The organism is Rouxiella sp. S1S-2, assembly GCF_009208105.1.
Taxonomy (GTDB): domain Bacteria; phylum Pseudomonadota; class Gammaproteobacteria; order Enterobacterales; family Enterobacteriaceae; genus Rouxiella.
In genome coordinates, this window is the sequence record NZ_WFKL01000001.1 from 525,839 (window position 1) to 551,166 (window position 25,328).

At 53.8% G+C, this 25,328-nt stretch carries 24 protein-coding genes; 12 read left to right on the forward strand and 12 right to left on the reverse strand.

From position 1 onward, the window contains the following. Nucleotides 1-24 precede the first annotated feature (24 nt). The 10 genes from bioH (at nt 25) to mdcH (ending at nt 8,882) form a co-directional block, all read left to right on the forward strand. Nucleotides 25-837 carry a pimeloyl-ACP methyl ester esterase BioH gene (gene bioH, locus GA565_RS02390; protein WP_152197229.1) on the forward strand — a complete coding sequence of 271 codons (813 nt, stop codon included), beginning with the start codon at nt 25-27 and terminating at the stop codon, nt 835-837. Nucleotides 838-1,081: 244 nt separating this feature from the next. Further along, nucleotides 1,082-1,351: a YdgH/BhsA/McbA-like domain containing protein gene (locus tag GA565_RS02395; RefSeq protein WP_152197230.1), complete on the forward strand. Its 270-nt coding sequence runs from the start codon at nt 1,082-1,084 to the stop codon at nt 1,349-1,351. 308 nt (nt 1,352-1,659) lie between these two features. Next, nucleotides 1,660-3,321 carry a malonate decarboxylase subunit alpha gene (gene mdcA, locus GA565_RS02400; RefSeq protein WP_152197231.1) on the forward strand — a complete coding sequence of 554 codons (1,662 nt, stop codon included), beginning with the start codon at nt 1,660-1,662 and terminating at the stop codon, nt 3,319-3,321. Nucleotides 3,322-3,323: 2 nt separating this feature from the next. Next, nucleotides 3,324-4,202: a triphosphoribosyl-dephospho-CoA synthase gene (locus GA565_RS02405; RefSeq protein ID WP_152197232.1), complete on the forward strand. Its 879-nt coding sequence runs from the start codon at nt 3,324-3,326 to the stop codon at nt 4,200-4,202. Nucleotides 4,203-4,217: 15 nt separating this feature from the next. Beyond that, the gene (mdcC, locus tag GA565_RS02410; protein WP_152197233.1) at nt 4,218-4,520 is read left to right on the forward strand and encodes a malonate decarboxylase acyl carrier protein; all 303 of its coding nucleotides are present in this window, start codon (nt 4,218-4,220) and stop codon (nt 4,518-4,520) included. Then, nucleotides 4,510-5,358, forward strand: a complete 849-nt coding sequence (locus GA565_RS02415; RefSeq protein ID WP_152197234.1) for a biotin-independent malonate decarboxylase subunit beta — start codon at nt 4,510-4,512, stop codon at nt 5,356-5,358. Before mdcC ends, GA565_RS02415 begins: the two co-directional genes overlap by 11 nt. After that, on the forward strand, nt 5,358-6,170 hold the full coding sequence (mdcE, locus tag GA565_RS02420; RefSeq protein WP_152197235.1) for a biotin-independent malonate decarboxylase subunit gamma: 813 nt from the start codon (nt 5,358-5,360) through the stop codon (nt 6,168-6,170). The genes GA565_RS02415 and mdcE overlap by 1 nt, the downstream gene beginning before the upstream one ends. Before the next feature lie 151 nt (nt 6,171-6,321). Continuing rightward, the gene (locus GA565_RS02425) at nt 6,322-7,284 is read left to right on the forward strand and encodes an AEC family transporter (protein WP_152197236.1); all 963 of its coding nucleotides are present in this window, start codon (nt 6,322-6,324) and stop codon (nt 7,282-7,284) included. Nucleotides 7,285-7,314: 30 nt separating this feature from the next. Further along, a complete protein-coding gene (locus GA565_RS02430) occupies nt 7,315-7,956 on the forward strand; it encodes a malonate decarboxylase holo-ACP synthase (RefSeq protein WP_152197237.1) in 642 nt (213 codons plus the stop codon). Then, nucleotides 7,953-8,882 carry a malonate decarboxylase subunit epsilon gene (mdcH, locus tag GA565_RS02435; RefSeq protein ID WP_152197238.1) on the forward strand — a complete coding sequence of 310 codons (930 nt, stop codon included), beginning with the start codon at nt 7,953-7,955 and terminating at the stop codon, nt 8,880-8,882. Before GA565_RS02430 ends, mdcH begins: the two co-directional genes overlap by 4 nt. Before the next feature lie 25 nt (nt 8,883-8,907). Here mdcH and GA565_RS02440 read toward each other — a convergent pair whose 3' ends face one another. The 5 genes from GA565_RS02440 to greB form a co-directional block, all read right to left on the reverse strand. Continuing rightward, the gene (locus tag GA565_RS02440; RefSeq protein ID WP_152197239.1) at nt 8,908-9,834 is read right to left on the reverse strand and encodes a LysR family transcriptional regulator; all 927 of its coding nucleotides are present in this window, start codon (nt 9,832-9,834) and stop codon (nt 8,908-8,910) included. 95 nt (nt 9,835-9,929) lie between these two features. Beyond that, nucleotides 9,930-12,287, reverse strand: a complete 2,358-nt coding sequence (feoB, locus tag GA565_RS02445; RefSeq protein ID WP_152197240.1) for a Fe(2+) transporter permease subunit FeoB — start codon at nt 12,285-12,287, stop codon at nt 9,930-9,932. Then, a complete protein-coding gene (gene feoA / locus GA565_RS02450) occupies nt 12,284-12,511 on the reverse strand; it encodes a ferrous iron transporter A (RefSeq protein WP_152197241.1) in 228 nt (75 codons plus the stop codon). The genes feoB and feoA overlap by 4 nt, the downstream gene beginning before the upstream one ends. 309 nt (nt 12,512-12,820) lie before the next feature. Beyond that, nucleotides 12,821-15,160 (reverse strand): Tex family protein, encoded by a 2,340-nt coding sequence (locus tag GA565_RS02455; RefSeq protein ID WP_152197242.1) that lies wholly within the window; start codon nt 15,158-15,160, stop codon nt 12,821-12,823. Between the two features lie 122 nt (nt 15,161-15,282). Continuing rightward, nucleotides 15,283-15,762, reverse strand: coding sequence for a transcription elongation factor GreB (greB, locus tag GA565_RS02460; protein WP_152197243.1), 480 nt, complete (start codon nt 15,760-15,762; stop codon nt 15,283-15,285). Nucleotides 15,763-16,089: 327 nt separating this feature from the next. Between greB and ompR the strand changes: the two genes are divergently transcribed. Further along, nucleotides 16,090-16,809: a two-component system response regulator OmpR gene (gene ompR, locus GA565_RS02465; protein WP_055776081.1), complete on the forward strand. Its 720-nt coding sequence runs from the start codon at nt 16,090-16,092 to the stop codon at nt 16,807-16,809. Further along, nucleotides 16,806-18,155, forward strand: coding sequence for a two-component system sensor histidine kinase EnvZ (gene envZ, locus GA565_RS02470; RefSeq protein ID WP_152197244.1), 1,350 nt, complete (start codon nt 16,806-16,808; stop codon nt 18,153-18,155). The genes ompR and envZ overlap by 4 nt, the downstream gene beginning before the upstream one ends. 112 nt (nt 18,156-18,267) lie before the next feature. Here envZ and GA565_RS02475 read toward each other — a convergent pair whose 3' ends face one another. From GA565_RS02475 to GA565_RS02505, 7 genes are all read right to left on the reverse strand, one after another. After that, entirely contained in the window at nt 18,268-18,747 is a 480-nt protein-coding gene (locus GA565_RS02475; RefSeq protein WP_152197245.1) for a type II toxin-antitoxin system VapC family toxin, read from the reverse strand. Further along, on the reverse strand, nt 18,744-18,989 hold the full coding sequence (locus GA565_RS02480) for a plasmid stabilization protein (RefSeq protein ID WP_152197246.1): 246 nt from the start codon (nt 18,987-18,989) through the stop codon (nt 18,744-18,746). The genes GA565_RS02475 and GA565_RS02480 overlap by 4 nt, the downstream gene beginning before the upstream one ends. Further along, nucleotides 18,989-20,608, reverse strand: a complete 1,620-nt coding sequence (gene pckA, locus GA565_RS02485; protein WP_152197247.1) for a phosphoenolpyruvate carboxykinase (ATP) — start codon at nt 20,606-20,608, stop codon at nt 18,989-18,991. The genes GA565_RS02480 and pckA overlap by 1 nt, the downstream gene beginning before the upstream one ends. 192 nt (nt 20,609-20,800) lie before the next feature. After that, the gene (gene hslO, locus GA565_RS02490) at nt 20,801-21,670 is read right to left on the reverse strand and encodes an Hsp33 family molecular chaperone HslO (RefSeq protein ID WP_152197248.1); all 870 of its coding nucleotides are present in this window, start codon (nt 21,668-21,670) and stop codon (nt 20,801-20,803) included. 52 nt (nt 21,671-21,722) lie between these two features. Next, the gene (gene hslR, locus GA565_RS02495) at nt 21,723-22,136 is read right to left on the reverse strand and encodes a ribosome-associated heat shock protein Hsp15 (protein WP_152197249.1); all 414 of its coding nucleotides are present in this window, start codon (nt 22,134-22,136) and stop codon (nt 21,723-21,725) included. Between the two features lie 47 nt (nt 22,137-22,183). Then, a complete protein-coding gene (gene yrfG, locus GA565_RS02500) occupies nt 22,184-22,849 on the reverse strand; it encodes a GMP/IMP nucleotidase (protein ID WP_152197250.1) in 666 nt (221 codons plus the stop codon). A gap of 50 nt (nt 22,850-22,899) precedes the next feature. Next, a complete protein-coding gene (locus tag GA565_RS02505; RefSeq protein ID WP_152197251.1) occupies nt 22,900-25,047 on the reverse strand; it encodes an intracellular growth attenuator family protein in 2,148 nt (715 codons plus the stop codon). Nucleotides 25,048-25,328: the final 281 nt, after the last annotated feature.

Consider the following 25,328-nt stretch of genomic DNA (forward strand, 5'->3'; position numbering starts at 1 on the left):
TTTTCCCTTTTAGGACACTACAGTATGAATCGCCTCTATTGGCAGACTTTAGGTGAAGGTTCACGCGATATTGTGCTGCTTCACGGATGGGGGCTGAACGCCGAAGTATGGCGTTACATTGCCCAGCGATGGGCGCCGCATTTTCGCCTGCACTTGGTTGATCTTCCGGGCTATGGCCGCAGTCAGGGTTTTGGGGCGCTTTCACTGTCTGAGATGACGGAGATTGTTTTAGCACAGGCACCGGAAAAAGCGGTGTGGCTGGGCTGGTCTCTGGGCGGGTTGGTTGCCAGTCAGGCCGCGTTGGTTGCACCCATGCGCGTTGAGGCCTTGATAACGGTTTCCTCTTCTCCGCGCTTTGCCGCTGAAGGCGAGCAGGAGGGTAAGCATACTTCTGCGTCACCGCTCTGGCCGGGCATTCGCCACGAAGTTTTGCAGGGTTTTCAGCATCAGCTCAGTGAAGACTTTCAGCGCACGGTTGAACGCTTTTTGGCACTGCAAACGCTGGGCAGCGAAAGCGCTCGGCAGGACGCCAAATTGTTGAAATCGATGGTGCTGGATGTGCCGATGCCGCCGGTGGAGGTGCTTAACGGCGGGCTGGATATTCTCAACCATCAGGATCTACGGCAGCCGATGCAGTCACTCACGCTGCCTTTTTTACGCATCTATGGCGCGCTCGACGGCCTGGTGCCACGAAAAATTGCTCCGTTGCTCGATACGCTATGGCCAGAATCACATTCAGTCATCATCGAGAAAGCTTCGCATGCGCCTTTCATTTCCCACCCTGATGCTTTTTGCTCAGCAGTAGTCGGCTTTCTTAATGCCGAAAATCTGGGCTAGCCGTCACATAATGAATGTTAAATAACGTGTAACGACCTCTTTAATGGATAATTTTCAGGAGTGATTAATACTCAAGGAGGTAACGTCAGAAGCTCGGTAATGCCCTTTTAGGGGAATTACCGAGGGTCTGCGTCTCTGGGAGACATTGCGGTATTTGAGCAGGAAGTTCACTACCGACGCAGACAGTCTGAGTTAAGCGACTTGACTGCTTTTAAAATAAATCACTCATAAAAGAGGTAATGTCATGAATTACAAGAAAATGGTTGTTGCTGCTGTGCTGTTAGGTACGTTCTCGGCGGGTGCGATGGCAGCCCAGGAAATCACCAGAGAAGACGCAAAAAAAAATAACTACACTAGCCTGGGCACGGTTTCTATTGATAACGAGCAGACGGCACCGATGGATGCTAAAAAAGCCATCAATAAGCTGGTTGAGGAAAAAGGCGGCAAATATTACGTTGTTATTGAAGCGAATAATGACAACAAAATCAGTGCGACTGCCGAAGCGTTTAAATAATCCACGTAGGCGAGCGCTCCCATGCTCGCCTTATTTTTTTTATATTCGCCCGTTTTGCCACAATTTTTGAATAAATAACAGTCAATTTTGATATTTCCCCTATCCTCAAGTCAGGCACTTTATCATTTCTTTCCGATTTTTTGTGCGACACCTCTCCTTTCTTTATTTTCAATCCACTGAAATATAAAGATATATTTCAACTATTACTCTTAGGCTAACGATTAGCCCTGGTCCTTGATTGATGGGGGGATCGGGTATTTCTAGACTGAATACAGTCTTTAAACAGGTTTAACCCAGAGGTTTTAGGCATGAAGCAACACTCACAGACGACAAAGGTCTGGGACACGCGCCGCAGCGAGAAAAAACGGCGTATTGACAGTGTCCAGGCTGTGGCTCAAGGCAAGGTTTTACCCACAGACCAAATGACCGCGATTCTGGAAACTCTTATTTCCCCCGGTGATCGTGTAGTGATGGAGGGCAATAATCAGAAACAGGCCGATTTTCTTTCCCGTATGCTGGCGAAGGCCAATCCCGAAAAATTACACGATTTACATATGATTATGCCCAGCGTCAGTCGGGCAGAACATCTCGACCTGTTTGAGCGCGGGATTGCCCATAAACTGGATTTTGCCTTCTCTGGACCGCAGAGCCTGCGCATCGCACAGCTGTTAGAAGACGGGCTGATGGAAATCGGCGCTATTCATACCTACATCGAGCTTTATGCCCGTCTGTTTGTTGATTTAGTGCCCAATATTGCTCTGATTGCCGGCTTCAAGGCCGACAGGAAAGGCAACCTTTATACCGGCCCAAGTACGGAAGACACCCCTGCGCTCGTAGAAGCAACGGCGTTCAAAAATGGGCTGGTCATTGCTCAGGTCAATGAGTTGGTCGACGATGAAAACGATCTGCCGCGCGTCGATATTCCCGGGGCGTGGATTGATTTTGTGGTGGTGGCCGACAAACCTTTCTTTATCGAACCACTGTTTACCCGCGATCCCCGTCTAATAAAGCCGGTTCACGTGTTGATGGGCATGATGGCGATTAAAGGAATTTATGCCAAACATCAGGTGCAATCGCTAAACCACGGTATCGGCTTTAACACCGCGGCCATCGAACTGTTGTTGCCCACTTATGGTGAACAGCTTGGTTTAAAAGGAAAAATCTGTAAACACTGGGCGCTGAACCCGCATCCGACGCTGATCCCTGCCATCGAAAGCGGCTGGGTTGAAACGGTGCACTGCTTTGGCGGTGAGCTGGGCATGGAGGACTATATTGCCGCGCGGCCCGACGTGTTCTTTACCGGCCCTGACGGGTCGATGCGATCCAACCGCGCCTTCTGCCAGCTCGCTGGACAGTATGCAGTCGATATGTTTATCGGCTCGACGCTACAGGTCGATGGGCTGGCCAACTCTTCCACGGTGACGAAAGGCCGGCTGGCAGGATTTGGCGGTGCGCCTAATATGGGCCACGATCCGCACGGTCGCCGTCACGCCACACCGGCCTGGCTGGACATGATTGAAGAGCCAGACCCGATGCAGCGCGGGCGCAAGCTGGTGGTGCAGATGGTGGAGACCTTTCAGTCCGGTGGTAAACCGACTTTTGTCGAGAAACTCGAAGCGGTTGACGTCGGATTACAGTCGGGTATGCCGCTCGCGCCGGTCATGATTTATGGCGATGACGTCACTCACGTTCTTACCGAAGAGGGTATTGCGCATCTGCACCGCGCCAAGTCCCTGGAAGAGCGGCGGGCGATGGTGGCCGCCGTTGCGGGTATCACCGACGTCGGCCTGGGTGTCGACGCTAAGCGCGTGGCCGAGCTGCGAAAACAGGAGCTGGTGGTGTTCCCGGAAGACATGGGCATCCGCCGCACCGATGCGACCCGCTCTCTGTTGGCGGCCAGCAGTGTCAGTGAGCTGGTTGACTGGTCCGGCGGGTTATATAACCCACCGGCAAAATTTCGGAGCTGGTAACCATGGCGCTGACATTAAACGACGCCGGGCCGGGCGATATTCTGGCGGCCACGCTGGCAGAAAGTGCCACGCAGGCGTTGCTTGATGAAGCGCGGCTTAGCCCAAAACCCGGGCTGGTCGATAGCCGCGGCTCCGGTTCCCATAGTGATCTCACGCTCGCACTCATGGAGCATTCGGCTCACAGCTTGACGGCGACCTTTCATGCTTTGGCTCAGCACTGTTGGCGACGCTCGGCGGATATTGCCCTGCGCCAGGAAGTCGGCCGACTGGGCCGCGAGGGTGAACGGGAAATGATGGCAGTAACCGGCGGCGTGAACACCCACCGGGGTGCCATTTGGGCCGTGGGATTATTGGTCAGCGCGGTGGCGATGCAGCCAGCCGCCAACGGGGCCGAGCATATTGCCCGACGCGCCGCCGAGCTTGCCCGCTTGCCCGATGTATTCAGCCCGAAAACTTTCAGTAAGGGCGCGTGCGCGGTCAAGCGTTACCGGCTGCCGGGTGCAAAAGAGGAGGCACAAAGCGGATTCCCCCACGTCACTCGTCTGGCACTTCCCGAGCTTCAGCGCAGCCGCGAGGCGGGCGCGAGTGAAAGTCATGCCCAGCTTAATGCACTACTTGCCGTGATGACATCACTGGCCGATACCTGCGTACTGTCGCGCGGCGGTATGCCTGCGCTGGTGGCGATGCAAAAGGGCGCGGCGTCGGTACTGCAAGCCGGTGGGGTACAAACGGCGGCAGGCGGCAGGCGGTTGATGCGCCTTGAGCGAAGGATGCTGGCGGATAACGTCTCGCCTGGCGGTGCCGCAGACCTGCTGGCCGCTACCTTATTCATCGACCGTATCGGCGCGAAAGTTCATCCTATTCACGGTTTAACATCATGATTATTAAGAGGTGTTATGGAACGTTTTGAATTTACCTATCCGGCAAAAAAAAGTTTGCCAAGCCATGCTCAAGCGGGCGTGGTGGGGTCTGGCGATCTCGAGGCGCTGTATGAACCCGCATTGGGCGATGCGCTGGTGGTTCGCGTGGCAACCTCGGTAGACGGCAGCCAGCCGCTGTGGCAGCGCTTTTTTGACCATCTGACCGGCGTGCGTGAATTACCCGCAGGTCAGTTGGATATCAACGACTTCGGCGCGACGCCCGGCGTCGCAAGGCTGCGCATCGAACAAGTTTTTGAGGAGGCATCCGATGTCCGTTGATCAAAGCTTTATAGAATTAAATGCCCGTCAGCGAGCGCGTGCGCTGCTCGATGACGGCACTTTTCGCGAGCTGCTCGACCCCTTCCAGCGCGTTGCTTCGCCGTGGCTTGAACGCCAGGGCATTGTGCCACAGGCCGACGACGGCATGGTGGTTGCACGCGGTACCATTGAGGGCCAATCGGCGGTAATTGTTGCCATCGAAGGCGCATTCCAGGGCGGCAGTATGGGCGAAGTGTCGGGCGCGAAAATGGCCTCGGCGCTGGAGCTGGCGGCACAGGACAACCACAATGGTATTGCCACGCAGGCGGTTTTATTGCTGGAAACCGGCGGCGTGCGCCTGCAGGAGGCTAATCTCGGACTGGCGGCCATCGCCGACATTCACGCCGCGATTGTTGATTTGCGCCGCTATACGCCGGTGATAGGTATTGTCGCCGGCACCGTCGGCTGTTTTGGCGGAATGTCGATTGCCGCTGCCTTGTGCAGCCGGTTAATTGTGACCCGTGAAGCGCGGCTGGGATTAAACGGCCCGCAGGTTATTGAACAAGAAGCGGGGATCGCCGAATACGATTCGCGCGACAGGCCGTTTATCTGGAGCATGACCGGCGGCGACGTGCGCTATGCCAGCGGGTTTGTTGATGCGCTGGTCGACGATTCGCTGAAGGAGGTAAAAAACAGCATGCTGTCATTTATTCACAAGGGCGTGCCATCTCATCATCGCTCTGATAATTATGACTATTATTTGTCTAGGTTATCAACCTTTGACACCTCTGAGCAGGCCAGTCGTGAGGTGACGACGGCGCTGTTTAATGATTTTGCCACAAACCAGGAGGGCAAATAATGAGCACTTCTCAGCATACTTTCAGCCGTGGCAACTATTGGTTTACTCAACTGGCGTCCGGAGCGCGCCATGTCAGCGGACTCTGTGCCTCGGTTAAAGCCGCCGATGGCAAGCTTGGACAGCATGATGTTCGCTATATCGCAGTGATCCCGGATGCAGAAAATCGTTATCCCCGTGCGGCGGCGGGCGAAGTCGGACTGCTTGAGGGCTGGACCTTGGCTAAAGTGGTGAGTCAGGTGATTGATCAAGATGCCGATAAAGCCGTGAAACGCGCGATTGTGGCGATCATTGACGTGCCGAGTCAGGCCTATGGGCGACGTGAAGAGGCGTTTGGTATTCATCAGTCGTTGGCCGGTGCGGCGGGCGCTTATGCCAAAGCGCGTCTGGCCGGGCATCCTATCGTCGGCCTGATTGTCGGTAAGGCGATGTCTGGGGCATTTCTGGCCCACGGATATCAAGCTAACAAATTGATTGCCTTCAATAATCCTGGCGTAATGATCCATGCGATGGGCAAAGAGTCTGCGGCTCGCATTACGCTGCGTTCCGTTGAGGCGCTGGAAAAACTGGCTGCCGAGGTTCCACCGATGGCTTATGACATTGAAAATTATGCCACGCTGGGACTGTTGTCGCAGTTAATGGATATCAGTAACCCTGAAAATCCCACCGAGGCAGAGATTGCCAAGGTGAAATCAGTGGTTGATGAGTCAATCAGCGAAATCGCGTTACAGGGCGTTTATCTGTCGAATCGGCTGGGTGCCGATAACCGAGCCAGCTCTTCCAAGGTACGTGAGCTGATGCGCGAGCAGTGGTAGTCCAAGCTTTCCCTCTTGTTTGACCGGTTCTGACCTGCAAACAGCATGAAGTCTCAGGCGCTTTATCCCGAGTATGACTGAAAGTATTAAGAAAACATCGCAGCCGGTGGATCGAGGAATTTACAATAATTCTAACCTCAGGTATCCCACTATGACTTATGTGATCTTGCACGCGCTCGCGCCTATTTTCGTGATTATGATCCTTGGCTATTTTGCCGGGAAAGCGAAAATGGTTGAGAATCAGAATGTCTCGTTGTTAAACGTATTTGTAATGGATTTTGCGCTCCCGGCGGCGCTGTTTACCGCCACGGTGCAAACGCCGTGGCTAGGTATTGTTGCGCAAAGTCCGCTGATCCTGCTGCTGGTACTGACAATGTGGATAACCTACGCCGCACTGTATTTTCTCTGCACCAACGTCTTTAAAAAGTCGCCGCAGGATGCAGCGGTGTTGACGCTGACCGTGGCGTTGCCAAACTATGCGGCGTTGGGACTGCCCATTCTTGGCAGCGTATTGGGGGAAAATGCCGGAACGTCGCTGTCGGTGGCGGTGTCGATTGCCTGCGGCTCTGTACTGATGACGCCGTTTTGTCTGCTAATTTTAGAGCGGGAGAAGGCGCGCGAAAGTGGAGAATCCCACGGTTCGGCGCTGACGATGTTGCCGATTCTGATGTGGCGTTCGATTAAAAAACCGATTGTCTGGGGACCGCTGCTCGGGGTTGTACTGTCGGCTATTGGCGTAAAAATGCCGGATATCGTGCTGGCCTCAATCAAGCCTTTGGGTCTAGCGGCCACGGCGTCGGCGCTGTTTCTTACCGGGGTTATCCTGTCGGCGCGTAAGTTGAAAATCAATGCGCCGGTGCTCATCGCCTGTTTGACAAAAAACGTGATTCAGCCATTTATTGCTTTGGGACTGGTGATGGCCTTCGGTATCAGTGGCGAAGTGGCCATTACAGCTGTATTGATGATTGCGCTATCGGCGGGGTTCTTTGGCATCGTGTTCGGCAACCGCTTTGGCGTTCAGTCGCCCGACGCCGAGGCGTCGCTGTTGATTAGCTCGATATTGGCTATTCTGACCTTACCGCTGTTTATATCATTGACGGCTTCAATGCATTAACGGCTCTCTTTTTAGCTATAGGGAAAAATAATGGATTTTCCTCGTGCTCATGATTTGGTGTGGAGCAGACAACGCCCCGTGGCGGCAACAGGGCAGGCATTGCCCGCGTGGGTAAGCGCGGGCTGGCAAACGCATTTGCCGCTTGTCGTGCGCCGCGATTTGAGCGATGAGCAACGGTTGCCGGTTGGCGTACGTGGCATGAGTCGCAGTCAGCGCGCCGCGGCATGGATCTCTCCCGCAGACGTCAGCCGAATTGTCACGCCAGAATCGTTGGTGACGGACAGTAATATTCTGCTGCGTTCTGCTTTTGTGTCCCAACAGCCCGTTCAGGCACTGATCACCCTTATCGAGATGCGCCTGCCGTGGATTTGGGGGGTGACCGGTAGCTGTGGCTATGCGCTGGCAACGGATATTCCCGTGATGCATGCCGACAGCGACCTTGATTTACTGATCCGCTGCGACACGCCGCAGCCGCGGGAGGCATTCAGCGATTTCTATCACCAGCTGTCGCGCTTGCCGTGTCGCGCAGATGTGCAGGTCAACACGCCACAGGGCGGATTTTCTTTAAGCGAATGGCTGCGCGACACTCGTGTGATGTTAAAAACTGACGGCGGGCCATTTAGGGTCGATAACCCGTGGCTCCCGCTCGTCGAGGAGCAAAAAACCGGATGAAAATACTGTTCACTTTCCCCGGACAGGGACCGCAGTTCCCTGGCATGCTGCATCAATTGCCGAAGACGCCTATGACGCTCGACTACCTCGAACGCGCTAGCGCGGCGCTGGGGCAAGACGTTCTCACGCTCGACGGCGCCGAGGCACTGCTGTCAACGCGTCAGGTGCAGCTTTGCCTGTTGGTCGGCGGTGTCATTTGGGCTGAACATCTTCGCGCCAGCGGCGTGCTGCCTGATTTTGTTAGTGGTCTGTCGATTGGTGCGTTTCCCGCCGCCGTAGTCTGTGGCGCGCTGGTGTTTGATGACGCGGTCAAATTGGTCGCGCTGCGCGGTGAACTGATGCAACAGGCTTATCCACAAGGGTTTGGCCTCTCGGCGATTGTGGGGTTGCGTCAGCAGCAGATTGAAAAATTGATAAGTCAGGTTAATTCGCCACAGATGCCGGTATTTTTAGCCAATATCAATGCTGAAGACCAACTGGTGATTGCGGGAAGCGACGAGGCAATGCAGAAGGTGCGCGCGCTAGCCGCTCTGCAGGGAGCGCATAAAAGTCATGCGTTGGCGGTAAGTGTGCCTTCACACTGTTCGTTGTTAGAAAAGCCGGCGGCCAGGCTGGCCGAAGCAATAAGTGCCGTCACTTTCACGCGGCCAGACTGTGGCTATCTCAGCGGCAGCAGTGCGCGTGTCTACTGGCAACCTGAAAAAATCGCTGATGATCTGGCGTTTAATATGGCGCGGCGGGTTAACTGGTTTGATGCCATGGTGGCGGCATACCAGCGGGAAGTGCGGCTGGCGGTCGAGATGCCGCCGGGATCGGTGCTGACTGGACTCACCAAGCGGGTGATGACTGAGGGGGTCGCGCTATCCTTAAGCCAGTCGGCCGTCGAGGAGGTCAACACACTGGCGCAAAGGCTTGAGCGCCGCTGATCTCTTCTGGTGTGCCAGGCAAAAACTAACTGTTTTTCTGTGGATGGCTGCGCGCGTACATACGGCTTTCGGCGGCCAGCGCCAGCAGGTTAGGATCATGTTCACGGCTGCGGGCAAACACCAGCGCAATGGTTTGGCGCATTTGATAGGGTTCCGCCAGCGGCAGCAGTTTAACGGTGTCGGCATAGACGCCTTTCATCCGCCCGGGGATCAGCGTACAGCCCATGCCGGCCTGAACCAGGCTGAGCATCGAGAAAATATCGTTCACCTGCGTCACAATATCCGGCTCGAATCCTGCAATCTGAAATGCCTCCTGAAACCCGTGATAAGTTGCAAAACCTTCGGCCAGCGAGACAAATTTCTGCTTTCTAAAATCGCGTAAATCGACCGTCCCTTCGGTGACCAGCGCCGAGTCGGCCGGTACCGCCAGATAAATATCATCATTGAACAGCGGCAGGCTTTCGTAAAGGTGCTCATCAATGAATGAGTCGCTGGTAGAAATTAAAATCGCATCAAGCTGCTGAGCGGCGAGTCGCGACAGCAGCGTTTCATTGGAACCCATGATCAGTTCCAGCTCGAGATCGGGACGACGGATTTTAAGGCCCATAATCAGGCGCGGAATGGTTTCCAGCGTCAGGGAATAGAGCGTGCCGAGACGAATGCGTTTTTCACCAAAACCTGCGGTGCGCTGCGCCGCAAGTATGCCTGACTCCATCTGCTCAATCACCTGAATAGCGTGCTGTTGCAAAGTATCGGCGGCGGGCAGCGGCAGCAGATTACGCCCTCGATGAATAAATAACGGACAGCGCAGCCCCTCTTCAAGCGAATGCAACGCGCGATGAACGCTGACGCTGCTCAGTCCCAGCTGTTCAGCGGTGCGGGCAATGTTCAGCTTTTCCATAAAAACCAGGAAAACCTCAAGCTTGCGGAAGGTAATTTCACTGTCGATCATTTTGACTCCAGGCTGCCGGTCACGCCCAATCTTAGCGGCTGGACTCTGCTTACAACAGCGCAACCGCTGCTTTTACCCGCTTATGTTTGTGTTATTTAAGGCATGCCGCATTTCTTGCCTTCTGCACAGCCTTTGCATCCGCCCGACGGCGCAGGTTTCAGGATAATAAATGCCTTGTTGGATGCGTTTGCTACCCCCTCGGCGACTCGACTTCTTGAACAGCGCAGGCCAATCAGTATCAGTGTGTTAACCAGCAGTACGGCGGCGATAATCGTCAGGCTTTGCAGCGGATGACGGCTCAACGTTGCGGCCTGATAAAACAGGGTCGCCAGCGAATAGGCAACATTTAATCCCCAAAGTATGGAAAAAGTCATCCAACTACGGCTGGTTTCGCGGGCAATGGCCCCCATTACGGAGACGCACGGTACATAAAGCAGCACAAAAATCAGGTAGCTGTAGGCTGAAATGGCGGTACCGAATTTGGCGCTCATTACGCCCATGGCGCTGGCGGCCATCTCGCCGTCGCCTTTGCTGGCTTCGATAGGATTGGACAGGGTACGCAGACTCAGGGTATCGACCAGACTTTCCCAGGTTTCGGCCACCGCACCGCGCAGCTGGGTTAACGGCTGGTAATGTTCGGCGTCAAACGGTTCGGCTTTGAGCTGCTCGGCGGTGTAGAGCGTATTTAACGTGCCGACTACCACCTCTTTGGCCATTGCACCGGTGACCAGCCCGACGGTTGCCTGCCAGTTATCAGGATGTACGCCCATAGGGGTAAGAACGGGCGTCAGGACTTTGCTTACGCTGGCCAATGCTGAGTCATTGATGCTGTCAACCGGATTGCCGCTGAATGAGAAACTGTTAAGGGCGCCGATAAATACGCAGGCAATAACAATCACGCGACCGGCCCGCAGAATAAAACCTTTCAGCCTTTGCCAGGTTTGCAGCAGCAGGTTTTTCAACTGCGGAATATGGTAAACCGGCAGCTCCATAATAAAGGGGGACGCCTCGCCACGCATGAGGGTGTGTTTCATCACTAAACCGGTCAACACCGCCACGATAATGCCCAGCAGATAGAGCGAGAAGACCACGGATGCGCCCTGTTGCCCAAAAAAGGCGGCCGAGAAAACGGCAAAAATGGCCAGCCTGGCGCCGCACGACATAAAGGGTGACATCATTACCGTGATCAGGCGTTCGCGCGGTGCGTCGAGCGTGCGTGCCCCCATAATTGACGGCACGTTGCAGCCAAAACCGACAATCAGCGGCACGAAAGACTTGCCGGGCAGTCCCAGCGACTGCATCAGACGGTCCATGACAAAGGCCGCACGCGCCATATATCCTGAGTCTTCAAGAAATGAGAGAAACAGATACATCATGCCGATTTGCGGGATCAGCGGCATTACCGTGGCTATCCCGCCGCCAACGCCTTGGGCAAGAAACAGTGTCAGCCAGACAGGGAAGTGCAGCGTATAGCCAATCCACTGTAATCCCTGAACAAAAATAGTAGCCGATCCAATTTCAAACAGCGGTTTCAGCGCGCCGCCGATGTTAATCGCCAGCACGAACATCAGGTACATCACCAGCAGAAAAATGGGCACGCCGAGGAAGCGATTGAGGATAATTTTATCCAGCTTCTGAGTCAGGCCGTGCGGCTGACTTAAATGAAGATTACTGACGCTGGCGCAAATAGTGTTGATTGACTGATAGCGCGCTTCGGCAATGGCCAGCGCCGGGTCTTCGATACCGGACTCAGCGAGCTTGCGATGAATATCCGGCAGCAGTAAACGGGCCTCTCCGGCATGGGTTGCGCTGTAAATATCGCCTTCAAGCATTTGCACCGCCAGCCATTCACGGCGCTGGCGGGACAGTTTTTCCGGCATAGCTTCGGCTAAGCGTACCACCTCGTGCAATAGTGCAGGGGCGTAATTAATGCGTTGTAGTGGAACCGGTTCGGGAAGCGAATCAATGGCGTTTCTTAAATCGTCGATGCCGTCGGCGCGGGTCGACACCATCGCCACCACCGGGCAGCCAAGTCGTGCAGATAGCGCATTGATATCAATATCTATCTTTTGCGTGGCGGCGATGTCGAGCATGTTGAGTGCGACAATGCACGGAATGCCAAGCTCAAGCAGTTGCAGCGTCAGGTAGAGGTTTCGTTCGAGATTTGAAGCATCGATGACGTTGATGAGCAGGTCGGCGTCGGCGCTCAGAATGTAGTGACAGGCAATTTGTTCATCAAGTGACGTTTGGCTTGAGATGGTGGTCAGCGAGTAGGTGCCGGGTAAGTCAACCAGCTTGACGCGATGGTGAGTCGTCTCGAACTCACCCTCTTTACGCTCAACCGTAACACCGGCCCAGTTTCCTACGCGCTGGCGCGAACCGGTCAACTGATTGAACAACGTCGTTTTACCTGAGTTAGGATTCCCTATCAGGCCAACCGTCAGCGCTTTCATGGCGTAACCTCCAGGAGCGTTAGCAACTGCAAATCCTTTTTCCTCACCACAAGGCTGGTGCGGCGTGTTTCGATTTGCAGCGGGTCACCCAGAGGCGCAACGCGCAGCACGTTAAACTGCGAGCCGGGCAGCATGCCGAGTGAGAGAAGCTTTTGTCGATAGGCGGGGCTGATATCACGGGAAAATCCGACGATTTTATAACTGCGCTGAGTTAGAAATTTCATGTTGAACCTCTTGAGGCTCGCGATGAGCCAGTAGCAGACATCTTGCAGGTGACGCTATCTTTTTGAATAAAAAGACTAATAATAATCATTACCAAAACAGGCTTCGATTTTAGAGAGGGTAGGCTGATAGTTTCGGTGCGTGAGTATGCTAATCCCGAGCAGGGAAGGGTTTATTGACGTGGCGCAGGTATCGGACGGGAATCAGGGAAAATTCAGCGCAAATAAGGAAATATAAGGAAAGAGAGGGGAGAGCACTGCATTGCTGCTCCCCTATTCTGGCTAACTCCCGAAGGAGAAGGTGTCTAACGGTTAGCGTTTTTTACCCAACGCGGCGGCAAGGGCATCGCTCATTGCGCTATTGCCCGCGCTGCTGGCGTTACCGCGAGCAGCAGGTGCTGCGCCGCGCTTGGGGGCTTCACGGCCTTTCGCTGCCGCAGGAGCCACTGGCGCACTGCTGCGACGCGCAGGTCCTTCGCCCGGCTGTTCGTCAAGACGCATGGTCAGAGCGATGCGTTTACGCTGCAGGTCGACTTCCATCACCTTCACTTTGACAATATCGCCCGTTTTGACCACGGTGTGCGGGTCTTCAACAAACTTGTTGGCTAAGGAAGAGATGTGCACCAGTCCGTCCTGATGCACGCCGATGTCCACAAAGGCACCGAAGTTAGTGACGTTGGTCACGGTGCCTTCCAGCACCATACCCAGCGTCAGGTCATTCATGGTTTCTACGCCCTCGGCAAAGGTCGCCGTCTTGAATTCTGGACGCGGATCGTGACCCGGTTTTTCAAGCTCTTTGATAATATCGGTCACCGTCGGCACGCCGAAACGCTCATCGGTAAACTCGCTGACTTTCAGCCCGCGCAGCACGTTGGAGTCGCCCATCAGTTGCTTTAGCGCCAGCTCGGTGGCGGCCAAAATGCGTTGCACCACCGGATAGGTCTCTGGGTGAACGGTTGAGGCATCGAGTGGGTTATCACCGTGGTTGATGCGCAGGAATCCCGCGCACTGCTCAAAGGCTTTTGGTCCCAGACGGCTGACTTTCAACAGTTGCTCGCGGTTGCGGAACTGACCATTTTCGTCGCGCCAGTTAACAATATTCTGCGCCATCATGCGGGTTAGACCGGCTACGCGGGTCAGCAGCGGTACCGAGGCGGTATTCAGGTCAACGCCCACGGCGTTTACGCAGTCTTCCACCACGGCATCGAGCTTTTTAGCCAACAGGCTTTGACTGACGTCATGCTGATATTGGCCCACGCCGATAGATTTAGGGTCAATTTTCACCAGTTCGGCAAGCGGGTCCTGTAAACGGCGGGCAATCGACACCGCTCCACGAATGGACACGTCGAGGTCCGGAAACTCAAGCGCTGCCAGTTCGGAGGCCGAGTAAACCGAGGCGCCAGCTTCGCTGACAATGACCTTCTGCGCGGTGACTGCCGGGAACTGCTTTTGCAGTTCAATAAAGAAGCGTTCGGTTTCGCGTGATGCTGTTCCGTTGCCGATAGCCACCAGTTCAACATTGTGCTTGATGCACAGAGACGCCACCTGCTGCGCTGCTTTTGCCGCCTGACCGGTGTGCGGATACACCGTGTCGATGCCGACCAGTTTGCCAGTGTTATCCACTACCGCCACTTTTACGCCAGTGCGTAGACCCGGGTCGAGGCCCATGGTAGCGCGCATTCCGGCGGGTGCCGCCATCAACAGGTCATGCATGTTACGGGCAAACACGTTAATGGCTTCGTCTTCTGCGCGTTCACGCACGGTGCTCATCAACTCGGTTTCAAGGTGCATCAGCACTTTGATGCGCCAGGTCCAGTTAACCACGGCACGACGCCATACGTCGGCAGGCGCGTTGTTAAGCTTCAGACCCAGGTGATCGATGATGATGAGCTCTGCGTAGCTTTCGCGCGGGGGTTCATCAGACTGCGGATCGGGATTAAGCGCCAGTTGCAGCACGCCTTCGTTGCGCCCGCGGAACATGGCGAGTGCACGGTGTGAAGGAACCTGAGAAATAGGTTCGTGGTGATCGAAATAGTCGCGGAACTTGGCCCCTTCCTGCTCTTTACCCTCGACCATTTTCGCGTTCAAGTGGGCGTTTTTCCACAGGTATTCACGCACTTTAGCCAGCAGCGCGGCGTCTTCGGAAAAACGTTCCATCAGAATGTAGCGGGCACCGTCGAGCGCTGCCTTGGTGTCGTTTACGCCTTTATCTGCGTCAACGTAGGCGGCAGCGGCCTGTTCAGGCTCATGACTCGGGTCTTGCCACAAGAGGTCGGCCAACGGTTCCAGACCGGCTTCAATCGCAATCTGACCGCGGGTACGGCGCTTGGGTTTAAACGGCAGGTACAAGTCTTCCAGCTCGGTTTTGCTCAACGTGCCGTTAATGGCTTTGGCAAGGTCATTGCTGAGTTTGCCCTGTTCTTCAATTGATTTGAGGATAGTCTGTCGACGGTCTTCCAATTCACGCAGATAGCCAAGACGGCTGTCCAACTGACGCAATTGGGTATCATCCAACCCGCCGGTGACTTCCTTACGATACCGTGCAATAAACGGCACGGTATTACCTTCATCCAGTAAACGGACGACCGAGGCAACCTGCTCCGGGCGTACCTGCAATTCTGTCGCGATAATGCGGCTCAGTTGATCATTCATAGTTGAGTATCAGTTTTTATCGTTAATGGGTGACGTGAAAACAGGGGACAGTTATACGTTTTGAACGCAAAAATTGCCAGCTATCCGGCCCCGTAGAGTGGCGTTTTGAGACACTTGGAAGGTTAGGAGGTTTGGCGGTAGTCAATTTCGTTGACGTACCATACGGCGTCGCCCAATGGGGTGTTGACGACCGTACTGTCTCCGACCTCTTTTTTAAGCAGTGCGCGGGCCATCGGCGAATCGATAGAGATGTAATCTTTACGGCCGAAAATTTCGTCATAGCCTACGATGCGAAAACGCTTGGTCTCGCCGTCGTCATTTTCAATCTCCACCCAGGCACCAAAAAATACTTTGCCATACTGTTGCGGCGAATAGTCGACGATGCGCAGTTGCTCCATACATTTAGTGAGATATCTCACCCGACGGTCAATTTCACGCAGTCGCTTTTTATTGTATTGATAATCGGCATTTTCGCTTCTGTCGCCCAGGCTGGCGGCCCAAGTGACTTTTTTTGTGACATCAGGACGCTCTTCGCGCCAAAGGAAGTCGAGCTCCTGTTTCAGTTTCTCGTAGCCTTCACGCGTTATCAGCTTGGTTTTCATCGGCTTCTTTTTTATGAGTTAAGTTGGTGCACAAGGGCAGAATACCCCAGCCGAGAACCTCAGGGGAACCCCCGATCCAGTGGATTTTGCACGCTCGGTAAGACACACGCAGAAAAGTGTAAAAAGCATAAAGATATGAACAGCCCCTAAATGGGCGCACGTTTTGCTGCGAGATCGCGTGAATTAACTAAAAATTATTGATAAATTGGGCAAACCATAAGCATTGTTACAATTTCGACTAGAATATATACCATTAAAAGCTGTTGGTTCATCTCGGCTTTTTTAACAATAGAGACTTCGGGTATAAGCGCCTTTGGGAGTAAGAAAATGCAAGAGAATCACAAGATTCTGGTAGTTGATGACGACATGCGCCTGCGCGCACTTTTAGAACGCTATCTGACCGAGCAAGGCTTCCAGGTTCGTAGCGTTGCCAACGCTGAACAAATGGATCGTTTACTGACTCGTGAATCCTTCCATCTGATGGTGCTTGACCTGATGCTGCCGGGCGAAGATGGCCTGTCTATCTGCCGCCGCCTGCGCAGTCAAAGCAACCCGATGCCGATCATTATGGTTACGGCGAAAGGTGAAGAAGTTGACCGTATCGTTGGCCTGGAAATCGGCGCTGATGACTACATTCCAAAACCGTTTAACCCGCGTGAGCTGCTGGCGCGTATCCGCGCTGTGTTGCGTCGCCAGGCCAATGAACTGCCGGGTGCGCCTTCGCAGGAAGAGGCGGTGATTTCGTTTGGTAAATTCAAACTGAATCTGGGTACGCGTGAAATGTTCCGTGAAGATGAGCCTATGCCTTTAACCAGCGGCGAGTTCGCGGTGTTGAAAGCGCTGGTCAGCCATCCTCGTGAGCCGCTTTCTCGTGACAAGTTGATGAACCTGGCGCGCGGTCGCGAATACAGCGCGATGGAACGTTCTATCGACGTACAAATTTCACGTCTTCGCCGCATGGTTGAAGAAGATCCGGCGCATCCGCGTTATATCCAGACCGTTTGGGGTCTGGGCTACGTATTCGTTCCGGACGGCACTAAGGCATGAGAAAAATACGCTTTTCACCGCGTAGCTCATTTGCCCGTACTTTGTTGTTAATCGTCACCCTGCTGTTTGTCAGCCTGGTGACGACCTATCTAGTCGTGCTGAACTTCGCCATTCTGCCAAGTTTGCAGCAGTTCAATAAAGTGTTGGCCTACGAAGTTCGTATGCTAATGACCGATAAACTGCAGCTTGAGGATGGCACACTGCTGGAAGTGCCGCCGGCGTTTCGCCGGGAAATATACCGAGAGCTGGGCATCTCGCTGTATACCAACTCTGCTGCCGAAGAGAGTGGTTTACGCTGGGCACAGCACTACGAGTTTCTGAGCCAGCAAATGGCTCAGCAGCTTGGCGGTCCTACCGACGTTCGCGTTGAAGTGAACAAAAATACGCCGGTCGTATGGCTCAAAACCTGGTTGTCGCCTGACATCTGGGTGCGTGTGCCGTTGACCGAAATTCATCAGGGCGATTTCTCGCCGCTGTTCCGCTATACGCTGGCGATTATGCTGCTGGCTATCGGCGGTGCCTGGCTGTTTATCCGCATTCAGAACCGACCCTTGGTTGAACTGGAGCACGCCGCGCTGCAGGTGGGTAAGGGGATTATTCCTCCGCCTCTACGCGAATACGGTGCCTCCGAGGTGCGCTCGGTTACCCGCGCCTTTAATCAGATGGCCTCCGGCGTGAAGCAACTTGCCGATGACAGAACCCTGCTGATGGCGGGCGTTAGCCACGATCTGCGCACGCCGCTGACCCGAATTCGCCTCGCGACTGAAATGATGAGCATTGAGGACGCCTATCTGGCCGAATCGATTAACAAAGATATCGAAGAAAGTAACGCAATTATCGAGCAGTTTATCGATTATCTGCGCACCGGGCAGGAGATGCAGACTGAAATTTGCGATCTCAATTCTATTTTAGGCGAAGTGGTGGCAGCAGAAAGTGGCTATGAGCGTGAAATTGAGACTGACCTGGTAGAAGGCGAGGTGCTGGTCAACGTTCATCCGCTGTCTATCAAGCGCGCCGCGGTGAACATGGTGGTGAATGCGGCCCGCTATGGCAATGGCTGGATCAAGGTCAGCAGTGGTCACGAACTGAATCGCAGCTGGTTCCAGGTTGAGGACGATGGCCCGGGCATTGAGCCAGACCAGCTTGCCCATCTGTTCCAGCCTTTTGTTCGCGGCGACAGCGCTCGCACCATCAGCGGCACCGGACTGGGATTGGCTATTGTGCAGCGTATTATTGATGCGCACGCCGGACAGCTCGATCTCGGCAAGAGCCCGCGCGGTGGGTTACGGTTTAGGGCGTATTTGCCACATGCGGTTCAAGCGCCGGTAGCGGTAACGGTTGAATAAATTGCAGATTACTCGTCGTTTGCTCCCCTATCATTTGATGAGGGCCGTGTGCTGAACCCTCCACCTTTGGGAGGGTTAGGGTGGGGGAAAGGTTTTACACAGGCCGAAAGCCTTAAGATTTCCGACTCATTATAAAATATTCGGCGGCTTCTTCGCGCCAGCGCGGACTGCCCTGGTTTTCCCAGGGATTGAGCAGGGCAATGCCCGTCTGTTCAAAGCGGACAATCTCGGAGGTTGCCAGACGGGCGTGATGCTGCTGGCAAAGGGCCGCGATTTGCAATTCTGTGGTGTTCAAAGGGCGCACAAGCGTTTGATTGCTTGAATAAAGCTGCGCATAGTTCAGCGCGCTTTGGGCGTCAAACGCCAGTAGCCGTCCTGCAAAATCCTGATTTAACATCTCAAGCAACAGCGCGGAAACCTGCGCCTTCTTTTGGCCGTCGATCAATGACTCCAGGCCTGCGAAGATTTCTGCGACTGAAATGGCGGTAAGGAACAGCTGCTGCGCATCCTGCGCATCCAGCCATCCCAGTAAATACTTGTGCGGTTTTGGCCGCAGTATTTCCACTATTACCGGTGTGTCGAGAATAATCATCCTTTGCTGTCTCGGTTACCCACCGGCTTACTCCGCTGAGGAACCGTCAACTCTACGCCACCGCTGTGGGAGAAGCGCTGCTGCAAACGACTGCCTAAGCCATAGCTTGGCTGGCTGCCTTGTAGCGCCTGGCGAAGAATGACCCGAGCCTCTTCTTCCATTGAGTGCCCGTTTTTAGCAGCCGAAAGCCGCAGCAAGTCTTTAACTCCGTCGTCGAGGTTACGGATCGTCAGCGTCGCCATTACAGCTTAGGTCCGGCACTGACCAATGCAGCACCGGCCGCGGTATCAGTATATTTGCTGAAGTTCTCAACAAACAGCGTTGCCAGGTCCTGAGCCTTATTTTGCCACTGTTCGGCGTTCTCGTAGGTATTGCGCGGGTCTAGAATGTTGGCATCAACGCCCGGCAACGACTGCGGCACTGCTAGATTGAAGAGCGGCAGCTGAGTCGTTGGCTGATTGTCGATATCTCCGTTAAGGATTGAATCGATAATCGCGCGAGTGTTTTTCAGCGAAATTCTTTTACCTGTACCGTTCCAGCCGGTGTTGACCAGATAAGCCTTCGCGCCCGAAGCTTTCATGCGTTTTTCCAGCACTTCTGCATACTGCGTCGGGTGCAGTGTGAGGAAGGCTGCGCCAAAGCAGGATGAGAAGGTTGGCGTTGGCTCGGTGACGCCGCGCTCGGTTCCCGCCAGTTTGGCGGTGAAGCCCGACAGGAAGTAGTACTGCGTCTGCTCGTCATTAAGGCACGAAACCGGTGGCAACACGCCGTAGGCATCGGCCGTCAGGAAGATAACCTTAGTGGCATGGCCCGCTTTTGAAATGGGTTTGACGATATTATCGATGTGATAAATAGGATAGGTTACGCGGGTGTTTTCGGTTCTGGAGCCGTCGTTAAAATCGATAATACCCTGGGCATCAACGGTGACGTTTTCCAGTAACGCATCGCGTTTGATGGCGGCAAAAATATCAGGCTCGGCTTCTTTGCTCAGATTGATGGTTTTTGCATAGCAGCCGCCTTCATAGTTGAACACACCTTCATCGTCCCAACCGTGCTCATCATCGCCGATAAGTTTGCGTTTAGGGTCAGTCGACAGAGTGGTTTTACCGGTTCCGGAAAGGCCGAAGAACACGGCAACATCGCCTTTTTCGCCGACGTTAGCTGAACAGTGCATCGATGCGATGCCTTTTAACGGCAGCAAATAGTTCATCACCGCAAACATGCCTTTCTTCATTTCGCCGCCGTACCAAGTGCCGCCAATCAGCTGCACGCCTTCGGTCAGGTTAAATGCGATGAAGTTTTCAGAGTTCAGGCCCTGTTCTTGCCAGTCTGGGTTGCTGCACTTGGCGCCGTTCAGCACGACGAAGTCCGGTTTGAAATCAACCAGCTCTTCATCGGTAGGGCGAATGAACATGTTTTTAACGAAGTGTGCCTGCCAGGCAACCTCAGTGACAAAACGTACTTTCAGGCGCGAGTTTTCATTAGTGCCGCAGAAGGTGTCGACCACAAACAAACGTTTGCCTGAAAGCTGATCGCCCACCAACTTTTTCAGCGCCTGCCAGGTTTCCTGACTCAGGGGTTTGTTGTCGTTTTTACCTTTGCCCTGATCGGCCCACCAAAGGGTATCGCGCGTGGTGTCGTCACGGACAATGTATTTATCTTTCGGTGAGCGACCGGTGAAAATGCCAGTGTCAACGTTGATGGCGCCAAGTTCGGTCAACTGACCGCGTTCAAATCCTTCAAGACCAGAAGCAAGTTCCTCCTGATACAGCACGTCATAACTCGGATTATAAATAACTTCACTCGCCTGCGAGATCCCATATTGGGCCAGCTCGTCGGCTGAAAATGAGGTAGTAGACATATCCCTGCTCCTTTATATACATCGTCTGTCTGCGCGACATTGTAGGGAGAACAATAGTCGTTTTACACGACGGGAACCAAATAATTGAAGCTGGTGGAACATTTTTGGTAGATTTGAGAAGTAGAGCACGGGGGAGTGCAACAGGAGCAGCTAACTACCTGCTCCTTTGCTGGAGATTTGTGCGGGGATTAATCAGTGAATACTGTCATTACTGCTGTTTGCACCTGCGCGAATTGCCACTAAATCCATCGCATCAAAGACATAATGATTGCCGCAGTAATCGCAGTGCATATCAATTTTCTCGTCTTCTTCGAGCATTTCCAAAACTTCTGCATCTGGAAGCGTCAGCAACGCGTCAGCACAGCGCTGGCGTGAGCAGGTACATTTGAAGCTTACGTCCTGCGGCTCGTACAGCGTAACCTCTTCCTGATGGTAGAGACGATAGAGCACCTCGTTGGCCGGCAGAGTGAACAGCTCTTCTGCCTTGATAGTGGTGGTCAGTTGAGCAAGATGGCTGAACTCTTCAGCATCGGTTTCCTGAGCGGGCAGAACCTGCAACAGCATGCCGCCAGCCGCCGCTTTACCTTCAGACTCGCCGGTACGGATGAAGATACGCGTTGGCAGCTGTTCTGAACGCATGAAGTAGTCTTCGAGACACTCGGCCAGGGTTTCGCCCTCAAGGCCAACCACGCCCTGATAACGCTCGCCTTCACTCGGTGCAATGGTGATAACCATGTAGCCGTTGCCAATCATCTGTTTCAGGGTGCTGTCGGCAGCAATGTCGCCCTGCAGACGGGCCACGCCACGCATCTCCTGCAGATTGTTGCCGTTGATTACCGCCAGTTTCAGCGGGCCGTCGCCCTGCAGCTGCACGGTAATGTCGCCGTCAAACTTCAGCGTTGCCGTCAGCAGGCTCGTCGCAACCAGCATCTCGCCCAGCAGGTTTTGCACTTCGGGCGGGTAATCATGGCCTGCCACGATTTGCTGAAAGGTCTCACTCAGTGAAACCAGTTCGCCGCGCACGGCGTGGTGGGTGAATAAATAACGGTGTAACTGGTCCATAAAAATCTCTCTTCTCTTCGATCTGAACCTTCAACGCAAACGGCCTCGGGTATTATTCAGGATCGCTATATTTAAATTTTATCAGGCTGCGCCGTTCTTTTTTATCCGGCCGCCGATCGGGATGTGGCATTGTCAGGGAGTTCATCTTGCGTGCCTGGGAAACTTTCTCCCGATTTGCCACGCTGGTTTCCGTTTCCTGATAAAGCATCTGAGCCTGTTCTGCACTGCGTCGTTGGTCGGTAACGGCCAGTATGACCACAACTTTCTCGTCATTTCCCTGACGCAGTTTTATCTCGGCGTTAAGCTCGACCAGTTTGCTGGGTTTGCCACGCTGGCCGTTGTAATGAACTTTACCGCCTTCAATCATCTCGCGTGCCATGGCGCGGGTTTTATAAAAACGCGCGGCCCAAAGCCATTTGTCGAGACGAACGGCATTTTCGTCCTGTTGTTGTGTTTTTGCCTTCATGATTCCTCCCGTTTCGGGCAGGGTGTAATCGGTTGACCTCGCGCCGGTTAGCCCAAAGGCAACAGACTGCGGTAGTCACTGATTGAAGGATGACCCTTAAATGACTTCGCCGACGTGGTTGAGTCAGGATTTTCTATTCCCAGACAGTAGCGGATCCCGTAGGTTTTCGCCGCATCAAGAATAGGTTCACCGTCATCGACAAACAGCGTCCTTTCGGGAGCAAACCCGGTTTGCTGCTGAACGGCCGCCCAGAGACGCTGATCTTCTTTCGGATAACCAAATGTGTGGGTGGAAAGTAATAAATCAAGGTGCTGGTCTAAACCTGTGTGCTTAACTTTCACCGCTAGGCTGTGCGGATGCGCATTGGTTAGCAAAATAGTTCGGCGTCCGCTTTGGCGTAACTGCTGCAAAAAAGGCGTAGTGTCTTCACGCAGCTTGGCATTACTGCCAATGTCGGTGGTCATCTTATAGATATCCAGGTCCAGCTTTTTACTCCAATAGTCGAAACAGTACCAGTTCATGGTGTGCTGTACGGCTAGATATTCACGATGAATATATTGCCGGGCTTCCTCTACCGGGATTTGCTGTTTCTCACTGAGTGCCAGCGGAACCTGCTCCAACCAAAAGCGACTGTCGAATGCCAAGTCCAGCAGAGTACCGTCCATATCCAGCAGTACGGTATCGATATTTTTCCAGTCGAGGTCGAGGCTCATAGAATTATACTCTTTATTTTGCGGCTCGCCTGAGGCGATATTTTGCGCAATCAGCCGAGCGTGTGCGACGTGGGGGTGATTAACGTCGGGTTAAAGCAGTTGTTGTAATAAGCACGGATCTTTTCAAGGCGCAGCTTGTCGTTGAGGCGGCGTTTTATCAGCAAAAAGCCGTTAATCAGCAGCGTTGCCGTCACCACAATCAGCAAGATAGTCGTACCCAAGTAGCGCCACAGCGTAGAGATATCCGGCTCGCTGTGCAGGGAGATATGCCGCGTGCCGTTTGCATCAATGCTAATGTTGGTTATCACGCCTTGCGCGGAAAAGGGGGTGTGCAGCAGCATCGACGAAAGATTTTGCAGCTGCTTCCACTGTTCGAGCGGATTATAAGCGAAAAGTGACACGGGTGGCTGAGCGTCAGGCACGAGCTGTTTGCCTTCGTCATTGCTTATCAAAAAGCCCCCCGGCGGCGGACTGTTGAGTGCCGCTGCCGCGCGCAGCGTTTCGTGTGAATAAAACGCCGTGGTGGCGCTGTTAACCAGCTCGCTTAGCGATTCGGCGCTGACCGGTCGCAGCAGCACGTTCATGCCTTTAAGCTGACCGGATTTTGCACGTTTCACCAGCGTACCCCAGTTGTCGGCGTTGCCCAGATTGACCAGCGCATTCTTCAACCGCACGCAGTCTTCACTGTTGCTGCACAGCGCTTCAGTTTTCAGCACAATATCCGAAAAATCATCGACCAAAATCATGCCGGATTTTTCAATCGCGGTGGCCAGCTGCGGGTTAATATTTTGTTCGTTGCCCGCACTGCCAGGGTGCAGCTGGTTGCGCACGGTGGCAATCAAGTCGTCGGCAGCTTCAATCGTTGCGGACTCCGGCATTGGCAGCGGTGCAGCTTCGTTCCAGTACACCGACGAACAGTCAAAGGGTATAAATGGCGAGGCGTTATTGGCGTTGAGGCGCGGCGGCACATAGCACATGCCCGCCCCCTGAACTTTCAGCGTATCACCCACGCGCAGCGGCGTTTTCTCCAGTGCGGCAACGCTGTTGACCTGAGTGCTTTGCGCGCCCTGCAGCCAGGCAAAGCTAAGCTTCAGCGGCAGGCTGAGAGGCACATAAGCCAGCATGGCCACTAAAATAACCATCGAGCTGCAGGTCATGACCAGATTCCTGCCCCAGCGCTGCAGCGGGAAATTTTTTACTTCGTCATGCAGCGACAGATAGCGACCCTGACGTACCACCTGGCTATTGAGATAAACGTCGATATTGGTCTTCTGCCCCAGCTCACTGCAAATATAATGCTGCCAGTGGGTAGGGTAGACCAGGTCGACTACGCCGAGCGAGATATTGCTGATGTCGCCCTGCTTGGTCTCTCCGAACAGTCCCCAACGCTTTGGCATGCCGCGCAGGCAGTGGATCTCTTTACGATGTCGACCCATGGCTTCTGAAATAATCCGCCATCCTACCCAGGCGACCAGCAGCACGATAATGGCCATCATCCATGGCAAAATGGCCGCCGGACCTATCAGCGTAACAAACAGCAGAAGCATGGTTATCGACAGCGCCACTGATTCGCGCACGCCGCTGGACTGTGTCAGCTGATGCTCTTCTTTGGTTTCATGACGCACGCTGAGCAGTTCGACGTTGTCGTTCTCTTCCGGGCGAATTGAAGCATTTTGCGGTGCGGTCGTGATGACTGCAGAGGCCACCGACGCACGGTCGTAAATGTGGTCAACCAGCGTGTGGCCGTTGAGTGAAATCACCAACGGAATGGTTTGCGTTTTGATTAATTCAACGTGATTTTCCTGGGCAATATACTGCTCCCAGAACAAAGGCAGGTGGATCTCGGTGGTTTCGAGGAAATAGCGCCATTTGTTAGGGTCATCACTGGCAAGACCATAGCGGGTAATGGCGCGAGTAACGGCATAAACGCTTTCGCTCTTGGCGGTTAACGCCAGTTTGTCGCGCTGCAGGATCAAATTGCTGCGGTGAGTCATGGGGGTTTGACTCAGCGGATCGTTTTGACGGAAATACCTTTCCACCGCATCGCGCTCTTGTTGGGAAAGCTTGCGCTGATTCGGTTTTGAAAAATTCATGTTGGAAGAGGCCAATCGGCGGCGTCGCAGCATGAACCCCAGGCACAGGCCCGCGATGACAATAACTGCACACAATAAAATCAGCGTCTCGACCACTGTGCTCATCCTATCCCCGTTCTGACTCCTGCGTGTGAGTCATCTGCTTGAAAAATTTAAACAAAATAAAAAGAGGTGTTTAATTCAATATTGTTCGAACGAATCTTTTTTCTAGAAAAAGTTTTTTATTGTAATCAACCTACTGCAGGCATGAACAAAATGGAACATACCACTATAAATCATAACAATCTTATACCCCTGGTGGGTATCGGTATAATCCTATTTTTTATGCTGCTTGAATTTGATATTGCCTGTTAACGGCCATACGAGGGCGGGAATACATTAAACGG

Bases quoted from the DNA above. Each gene is read 5' to 3' on its own strand.
- GA565_RS02440 (WP_152197239.1), bottom strand. From the start codon at position 9,834: ATGATCGACAGTGAAATTACCTTCCGCAAGCTTGAGGTTTTCCTGGTT.
- mdcA (WP_152197231.1), top strand. From the start codon at position 1,660: ATGAAGCAACACTCACAGACGACAAAGGTCTGGGACACGCGCCGCAGC.
- mdcC (WP_152197233.1), top strand. From the start codon at position 4,218: ATGGAACGTTTTGAATTTACCTATCCGGCAAAAAAAAGTTTGCCAAGC.
- pckA (WP_152197247.1), bottom strand. From the start codon at position 20,608: ATGTCTACTACCTCATTTTCAGCCGACGAGCTGGCCCAATATGGGATC.
- greB (WP_152197243.1), bottom strand. From the start codon at position 15,762: ATGAAAACCAAGCTGATAACGCGTGAAGGCTACGAGAAACTGAAACAG.
- GA565_RS02475 (WP_152197245.1), bottom strand. From the start codon at position 18,747: ATGATTATTCTCGACACACCGGTAATAGTGGAAATACTGCGGCCAAAA.
- hslR (WP_152197249.1), bottom strand. From the start codon at position 22,136: ATGAAGGCAAAAACACAACAACAGGACGAAAATGCCGTTCGTCTCGAC.
- envZ (WP_152197244.1), top strand. From the start codon at position 16,806: ATGAGAAAAATACGCTTTTCACCGCGTAGCTCATTTGCCCGTACTTTG.
- feoA (WP_152197241.1), bottom strand. From the start codon at position 12,511: ATGAAATTTCTAACTCAGCGCAGTTATAAAATCGTCGGATTTTCCCGT.
- mdcH (WP_152197238.1), top strand. From the start codon at position 7,953: ATGAAAATACTGTTCACTTTCCCCGGACAGGGACCGCAGTTCCCTGGC.
- GA565_RS02425 (WP_152197236.1), top strand. From the start codon at position 6,322: ATGACTTATGTGATCTTGCACGCGCTCGCGCCTATTTTCGTGATTATG.
- feoB (WP_152197240.1), bottom strand. From the start codon at position 12,287: ATGAAAGCGCTGACGGTTGGCCTGATAGGGAATCCTAACTCAGGTAAA.
- GA565_RS02415 (WP_152197234.1), top strand. From the start codon at position 4,510: ATGTCCGTTGATCAAAGCTTTATAGAATTAAATGCCCGTCAGCGAGCG.
- ompR (WP_055776081.1), top strand. From the start codon at position 16,090: ATGCAAGAGAATCACAAGATTCTGGTAGTTGATGACGACATGCGCCTG.
- mdcE (WP_152197235.1), top strand. From the start codon at position 5,358: ATGAGCACTTCTCAGCATACTTTCAGCCGTGGCAACTATTGGTTTACT.
- GA565_RS02395 (WP_152197230.1), top strand. From the start codon at position 1,082: ATGAATTACAAGAAAATGGTTGTTGCTGCTGTGCTGTTAGGTACGTTC.
- GA565_RS02505 (WP_152197251.1), bottom strand. From the start codon at position 25,047: ATGAGCACAGTGGTCGAGACGCTGATTTTATTGTGTGCAGTTATTGTC.
- GA565_RS02430 (WP_152197237.1), top strand. From the start codon at position 7,315: ATGGATTTTCCTCGTGCTCATGATTTGGTGTGGAGCAGACAACGCCCC.
- bioH (WP_152197229.1), top strand. From the start codon at position 25: ATGAATCGCCTCTATTGGCAGACTTTAGGTGAAGGTTCACGCGATATT.
- GA565_RS02405 (WP_152197232.1), top strand. From the start codon at position 3,324: ATGGCGCTGACATTAAACGACGCCGGGCCGGGCGATATTCTGGCGGCC.
- GA565_RS02480 (WP_152197246.1), bottom strand. From the start codon at position 18,989: ATGGCGACGCTGACGATCCGTAACCTCGACGACGGAGTTAAAGACTTG.
- yrfG (WP_152197250.1), bottom strand. From the start codon at position 22,849: ATGAGCCTCGACCTCGACTGGAAAAATATCGATACCGTACTGCTGGAT.
- hslO (WP_152197248.1), bottom strand. From the start codon at position 21,670: ATGGACCAGTTACACCGTTATTTATTCACCCACCACGCCGTGCGCGGC.
- GA565_RS02455 (WP_152197242.1), bottom strand. From the start codon at position 15,160: ATGAATGATCAACTGAGCCGCATTATCGCGACAGAATTGCAGGTACGC.